Genomic DNA, 6,288 nt, shown 5'->3' on the forward strand with positions numbered 1-6,288 from the left:
CAACTGCAGTTACTTTGATCACATGTATTTCTCATTCCTACCAATTTTAGCGATTCCTGTGTATCAACAAATGGCTTCTAATGATTATATTTATGGCAAATCTTATAATTTCAAATACAATGATTACATTACAGAAATGCTAGCAAATAAAATGGGACTTAATTTATTTGTTCCTCCTGATGCGGCTCAGCGAAATAATGTAAAAACAATTCTTAAGACTAGCCACCATAAAAATGAAGGTGACTCTGAGGTAATTAAGGTAGATGCCTATTCTTATAGGGCCATCGAACACGTAGATCAAGTACCTGTACGAGCTGGTAATGGTAGAACCTATTATGTTCCAGTCCGCTGGGACGAGTATGTTCCTGTTACAAAACAAGAATTGATAGAGGTTTCAGAAATTAAATCTGCTGGAGAGGATTTTAATCATATTAAAGGTCTAGATCAGTATCAAAAATCTGACAATAATAGAGATAGGTCTTTTGCATACGATCACTTTATGGCAGGTAAACTATATCGACAAAATCAGTCTCTCGACGATTTATTAAATACTATTTACAAAGAATTTGGAGGTACCCAAAATGGCTAACCAACTCGACGAAATGAATCCGGAAATTATGTCTGAAGGCAGAGATGTGCATGTTATCGCTAAGGTAATCCCTGTTGAAACTAGTGGCTTTGAAAAACTTCTTCCAACGATCCTTATGGCAGTTGGTGTTATCGGTATCGTTTTAGGCATAGTTATAGACAAGTATCTAGTATCTATTATTGGCGCCATTGTATTGATTTATCCATGGTGGCGATTAAAACAAATTAGCTCAGAGTTTAATATGATGGAACAAAGAATTCAAAATGCTGCATCCGAAATTGATAACTATATGGAGCAACGTGTTGTGATTCTTTCTAATGCGGCTAAACTTGTGGAAAAATCTATTGAAGTTGATAAGGATATCCTTGTAGACATTGCTAAGTATAGAAGTGGTAATTTTTCTGAAGCATCTAGAAGTGATGTGAATGCACAACTTAACAAGGCTACAAGAGCTCTCAACGTAGCTATAGAAAATTATCCAGAATTACAAAGCCAAGATACAATTCGTGATGCAATGCAACAAAATTCTTACTTACAAAAAGAAATTACTGCAGCTAGAACGTTGTATAATGATGCTGTAAATACTTGGAATAGAGAAATCTTTGAATTCCCATTTAAAAAGATTGTAGCGGCCAAAGAAGGTAGAACTACAAGAATTCCATTTATTGCTGATCAAGAAACTAAAGAAAAAGCTAAGGGCGTTTTCTTTTAAGGGATAGGCAATTGGACGTTAGTATATGAAGGGCATACTATAAAATCTGACATTAGTATATAAGGGGATACTATGAAGTCTTATGAAAAAGGGATTAGCTTGTCCATCTGGACTTTGAGTTGGCCTATATTTATCGAAGTGTTCCTACAGCTGTTAGTAGGTAATATAGACCAAGTGATGATGAGTCACTACTCTCCTCAAGCGGTAGCAGCTGTGGCTAATGCCAATCAAATTTTAAATATCTTTATTATGCTCATCATTGTTATGAGTACAGCTACGACGATTTTGATTGCCCAGTATTTAGGGGCTAAGAATCAGTCTAAGCTATCTGAGGTATGTACGGTCAGTTTGGTGTTGAACTTTTTGTTTTCATCTGTTGCGGCCGTATTCTTTATCACCTGTCATGAATGGATTTTTACATGGCTAGGTATACCTCCCGAAACGATGAGTGATACGTCGATATATACGACCATTGTGGCCGCAGGATTACCGATTCAGGCTATGTATTATGCGCTGGTTGCCGTATTTAGAGGCCATTCATTAACGCGTGTTACTATGTATATCGCGTTAGTTATGAATGTTATCCATATCACAACTAACTATGTATTAATATTTGGTCATGGTCCCATACCAAGCCTTGGTGTACTAGGGGTATCAATTTCTACCTGGTTATCTAAGGTGGTAGGCCTCGTAATTATCGGCTATACCTTTAAGAAGTTGCTTACTTTAGAGGTGAGCTTCAAATTTTTAAAACCATTCCCGTGGCATACGGTTAAGTCTTTACTGAATATCAGTGTTCCCTCTGGTGGTGAAACCTTAAGTTATCAGTTATCTCAGACAACGATTATGAAAATGGTCAATATCCTAGGGCTAGCTGTTATTAATACAAAGGTGTATGTATCAGTTGTTGCCATGCTTTGCTATGTATATACCATAGCATTAGCAAATGCATCTCAAGTTATTGTGGGTTACCTGATGGGGGCTAAACGACAAGCTGAGGTGACAAATCGCGTATGGCATTCTATGTTGTTAGCCATTGCCATTAGTGTAGGACTGGCTACGTTCTTTTATATTACCAGTGATATTGTACTATCCATATTTACTACGGATCCAGAAATCCTATCGTTAGCACATAATGTATTACTGATTGAGATTTTTCTTGAGTTAGGTCGTGCCGTTAATATTGTTATGGTTGGCTGCTTACAAGCAGCAGGGGATATTAGAACACCGATGCTCGTAGGCATTTTTGGCATGTGGTTATGTGCTGTACCATTGTCCTATCTATTTGGAATTTACTGGGAATGGGGGCTCGTAGGCATTTGGATTGCCATGGCGGTAGATGAAATTTTACGAGGTTTATTATTTGTATATCGCTGGTATAGTGGGAAGTGGAAAAATAGACGCCTCATAGAGGCATAGTCTTATATTTACACGATTTCAATATACTTTTAGTAGTTTGTAGATATAGTTAGCCTTACATTAGAGAGTGTAAGGCTAATTATTTGTGAAAGTAGGTTTATATGAGTAAGACAGTAGGCATTATTGGCTTAGGTCTATTAGGTGGTTCGTTGGCGAAGGCTTTAAAGGCCTATACCGATTATGAGGTAGTAGGGTATGCTCGTCGCCAAGAGGTTTGTGATGCGGCCATTCAGGATGGGGTGGTAAAAGCTGCTTGGACTGAGGTAGAACCATTGATTGAAAATGCAGATATCGTTGTATTTTCATTGCCTCCAGATACAAATGCAAGACTATTTACAGAAATGGCACATCTTTTTAGACCAGGACAAGTGGTGACTGATGTATCTAGTGCAAAGGAAAACTTTGTACGAGCTGTATATGATTCTATTCCGAAAGGGACAATTTTTGTGTCTGTTCATCCTATGGCTGGCTCTGAAAAGGGTGGCTACGAAGTATCTCATAAAAACCTATTTAAAGGTATGGGTTGGATTGTACTAGAGGATAAGGCCTCTGATGTATATAGTGAAGAGGTTGCTCAAGAACTAGCTGAAATGGGACGCGCTGTAGGATCACGTATTGAATTCGTCGATATCTATGCTCACGATGCGTATTTAGCTATGGTGAGTCATATGCCACATTTATTGGCATCCATTTTAACTCAAGTTTCCGGTGGTGATGAACTAGGCGAGTTGCGCATGAAATTATCTGCAGGGGGCTTTAGAGATTGTACACGTGTTGCCGGTGGGTTACCATCTATGTGGCGTGAAATCATTTACGGTAATAGACACAATGTAATTGAAGGTCTTTCACAAATCGAATCCGAAATCAAACGGGTAAAAGAGATACTTTCACAAGAAGATGAAGGTCAAGCTTTAGAATCCTATCTTGAACGAGGAAGAGAAATCCGCGGTAAATTACCATATTTAACAGGACAAATAAAGAATAGCTAATGATAAATAATTATTAGCTAAGGCTATACATTGGTTAGCACTCATAGAGTACTAATAATGAATAATTAACATTCATTTGAGCTTGATGTATATTTATGTAGCTGAAGCAACGTGGTTTATGCAGTATAATGTATATACTAGAGTTCGTAAAGAATATACGTTTAACATATTATTTAGTTAAGGAGATACCATGAGTTTGTTACAAGAAACTTGTGACGCTATTAGAGGTCGCAGTCATGAAATTGAACAACATATAATCGATAATTGGAATGCAGGTTCATCTGTAGAACAATATGGGCGACTTGTGAACGTGGTGGCTCAATATGGTGCGGCTACAAATCAGGAACAGTTAACGGTTCCAAAACCTTGTATGATTATTGCCTCTGCCGATCATGGCGTGGCCGATATGGGCGTAAGTGCGTACCCAAAGGAAACAACTGTAGGGATGACACAAAACTACCTAATTCCTAAGGGGGCGGGCGCAAATTCCTTAGCTAATTACTGTGGTGCTCAAATGGAAGTCATCGATATGGGCATTGATGCAGACATGAGCTGGGTACCAGGACTCCGTAGTCATAAACTTGGTATGGGCACAAAAAACTTTGTAGAAGAACCGGCCATGACACGTGAACAAGCCATTGAAGGCATTGAAACAGGTATCCGTCTTGTAAAAGAGAAAATCGACGAAGGCTTTAATGTTTTCTTAGTAGGGGAAATGGGCATTTCTAATACTACTGCAAGTGCTCTTATGACTGCTAAATTTGCAGGACTCACTGCAGAGGAAGCTACAGGGCGAGGAACTAATATTTCTGATGAGCGTCTAAAATTAAAGCAACGCATTGTGCATGATGTATTAGAAAAATATAAAAATATTCCGAAAGATGATGCAATCGGAATTTTATCCTCTGTGGGCGGCTTTGAATTTACATGTATCGTAGGTGTTATTCTAGGTGCTGCAGCGAATAATGCACTTGTTATTATTGATGGTTTTAATACATCTGCATGTGCATTGGTTGCTAAAACATTAGTTCCACAGGCAATGGATTATGTAATGGCATCTCATTTATCTGCTGAAAAAGCGGCTAAATCTTCTTTAGAAAATTTAGGCCTTGAAGCCTATGTTGATTTAGGGCTATGTCTCGGTGAGGCCTCTGGTGGCTCCATTCAAATGGGAATGCTAGATCTTGCTGTTCATATGTATTTGGCTGTTACAGGAGGTAAGGCATGAGAACTTTTACAATTGAACCATTACATGCGCCATCCATGGAAGCATGCCGATTACGTATCGATAATTTAACAAAACCTATTTATAGCCTTGCAACATTAGAGTTAATAGCTGAGCGTTTTGCAGGCATTCTGGCAGAACCTCAACCAAATCATTTGCGATATGGCGTACTTGTGGTGGCGTCGGACCACTTGGTAGATGGTCCTCAAAATAGTCAGCATGGTAGTGAAAGTTACGCCGCTATCAAGCGTTTCAATGAAGGTAGAACGGCTACGCAGGGGGCGGCATTTAAGTTAAATGCAGACGTACATGTTGTAAATGTAGGTCTTGAGCAAGATACTAGTAATCTAGAATATATTGATCAACAAGTCATTCGTAAAGGATCTCATTTCTTTGGTGTAGAACCGGCTATTTCTCAAGAGGAACTAGAGAGCGCTTTAGAGTTAGGATTCACCTATGCTGATAAATTACACAACGATGGATTGCAAGTCGTTGCTATTGGTAATATTGGTGAACGAGCATTCCTTGATTCTCTCGTAACGACTGCAACTATCACAGGATGTGAGTTTAGCGATATTCTCGTTCATACTGAATGCGGCCCTACTATTGAACAGCGAGCGGCTCATATTCATTCCTTTGTAGATCGTTTTAATATCGCTGTTGATGATTGGTCTGCTTTGAGTGAAAGCGAGCGCCATGATGCGGTATTACATTTGCTCCATATTGCAGGCGGTCTTGATATTGCATTTTTAACTGGCTTTATTTTAGGTGCTGCGAGTCACCGTATGGCAGTAGTATTGGATAATGCCGTAACAGGCGCAGCTGTATTGGCTGCAGCTACTATTGAGCCATTAGTTAAGGAATATATATTCCCATCAGCTGCCTATGAGGAACCAATTCATAAGGAACAATGTCGATTCCTTAGAATAAAACCATGTTTACACTACAATTTACAAATTGATGAAGCATTGGGTTCCACAATGGGTCTATCTATTATCGATGCATCTATGCATATGTTAAATGATATGAAAACCTTCGTTGAAGCTGAGGTTAAAGCGGCTGAAGATGGTGCCGGTAAAGGTAGACAAAAGAATAAAGAGTAATCTATATAAAAGAGGGAGTTTTAAATCCCTCTTTTTGTATGTTTTATGCTCAATTATGTAAAATTAACTGAGAATTTCATGGAAAAACCATTGACACTATATGTGTAAATTGATATTATTATAGGGCAGTCAGGACAGACTTAAATTCTTCTTGACGACAGATTGATGATTATGTTATATTAATTATCGGTTCTGTATGCGGGAATAGCTCAGCGGTAGAGCACCGCCTTGCCAAGGCGGGGGTCGCGAGT

5 protein-coding genes and 1 pseudogene are annotated in these 6,288 nt (G+C 38.7%); all 6 read left to right on the top strand.

Annotation, left to right across the window (positions count from 1 at the left end; translation table 11 throughout):
* Positions 1–589, top strand: a pseudogene (locus tag QZ334_RS06260) (MAG1210 family protein); the annotation flags it as partial.
* The gene (locus tag QZ334_RS06265) at positions 582–1,301 is read left to right on the top strand and encodes a LemA family protein (RefSeq protein WP_119206350.1); all 720 of its coding nucleotides are present in this window, start codon (positions 582–584) and stop codon (positions 1,299–1,301) included. The pseudogene QZ334_RS06260 and the gene QZ334_RS06265, both read left to right, overlap by 8 nt.
* A gap of 72 nt (positions 1,302–1,373) precedes the next feature.
* On the top strand, positions 1,374–2,720 hold the full coding sequence (locus tag QZ334_RS06270; protein ID WP_119206349.1) for an MATE family efflux transporter: 1,347 nt from the start codon (positions 1,374–1,376) through the stop codon (positions 2,718–2,720).
* A gap of 101 nt (positions 2,721–2,821) precedes the next feature.
* Positions 2,822–3,709 carry a prephenate dehydrogenase gene (locus QZ334_RS06275; protein ID WP_295232873.1) on the top strand — a complete coding sequence of 296 codons (888 nt, stop codon included), beginning with the start codon at positions 2,822–2,824 and terminating at the stop codon, positions 3,707–3,709.
* 190 nt (positions 3,710–3,899) lie between these two features.
* Complete coding sequence (locus tag QZ334_RS06280) at positions 3,900–4,937, top strand: nicotinate-nucleotide--dimethylbenzimidazole phosphoribosyltransferase (protein ID WP_119206347.1); 1,038 nt, start codon at positions 3,900–3,902, stop codon at positions 4,935–4,937.
* Entirely contained in the window at positions 4,934–6,037 is a 1,104-nt protein-coding gene (locus QZ334_RS06285; protein WP_295232878.1) for a nicotinate-nucleotide--dimethylbenzimidazole phosphoribosyltransferase, read from the top strand. Before QZ334_RS06280 ends, QZ334_RS06285 begins: the two co-directional genes overlap by 4 nt.
* The last annotated feature ends 251 nt before the right edge of the window (positions 6,038–6,288 follow it).

Source organism: Veillonella sp. (genome assembly GCF_019414865.1).
Lineage (GTDB): Bacteria > Bacillota > Negativicutes > Veillonellales > Veillonellaceae > Veillonella.

Coding starts and splice junctions, on each gene's coding strand:
- QZ334_RS06265 (WP_119206350.1), top strand. CDS start 582: ATGGCTAACCAACTCGACGAAATGAATCCGGAAATTATGTCTGAAGGC.
- QZ334_RS06270 (WP_119206349.1), top strand. CDS start 1,374: ATGAAGTCTTATGAAAAAGGGATTAGCTTGTCCATCTGGACTTTGAGT.
- QZ334_RS06285 (WP_295232878.1), top strand. CDS start 4,934: ATGAGAACTTTTACAATTGAACCATTACATGCGCCATCCATGGAAGCA.
- QZ334_RS06280 (WP_119206347.1), top strand. CDS start 3,900: ATGAGTTTGTTACAAGAAACTTGTGACGCTATTAGAGGTCGCAGTCAT.
- QZ334_RS06275 (WP_295232873.1), top strand. CDS start 2,822: ATGAGTAAGACAGTAGGCATTATTGGCTTAGGTCTATTAGGTGGTTCG.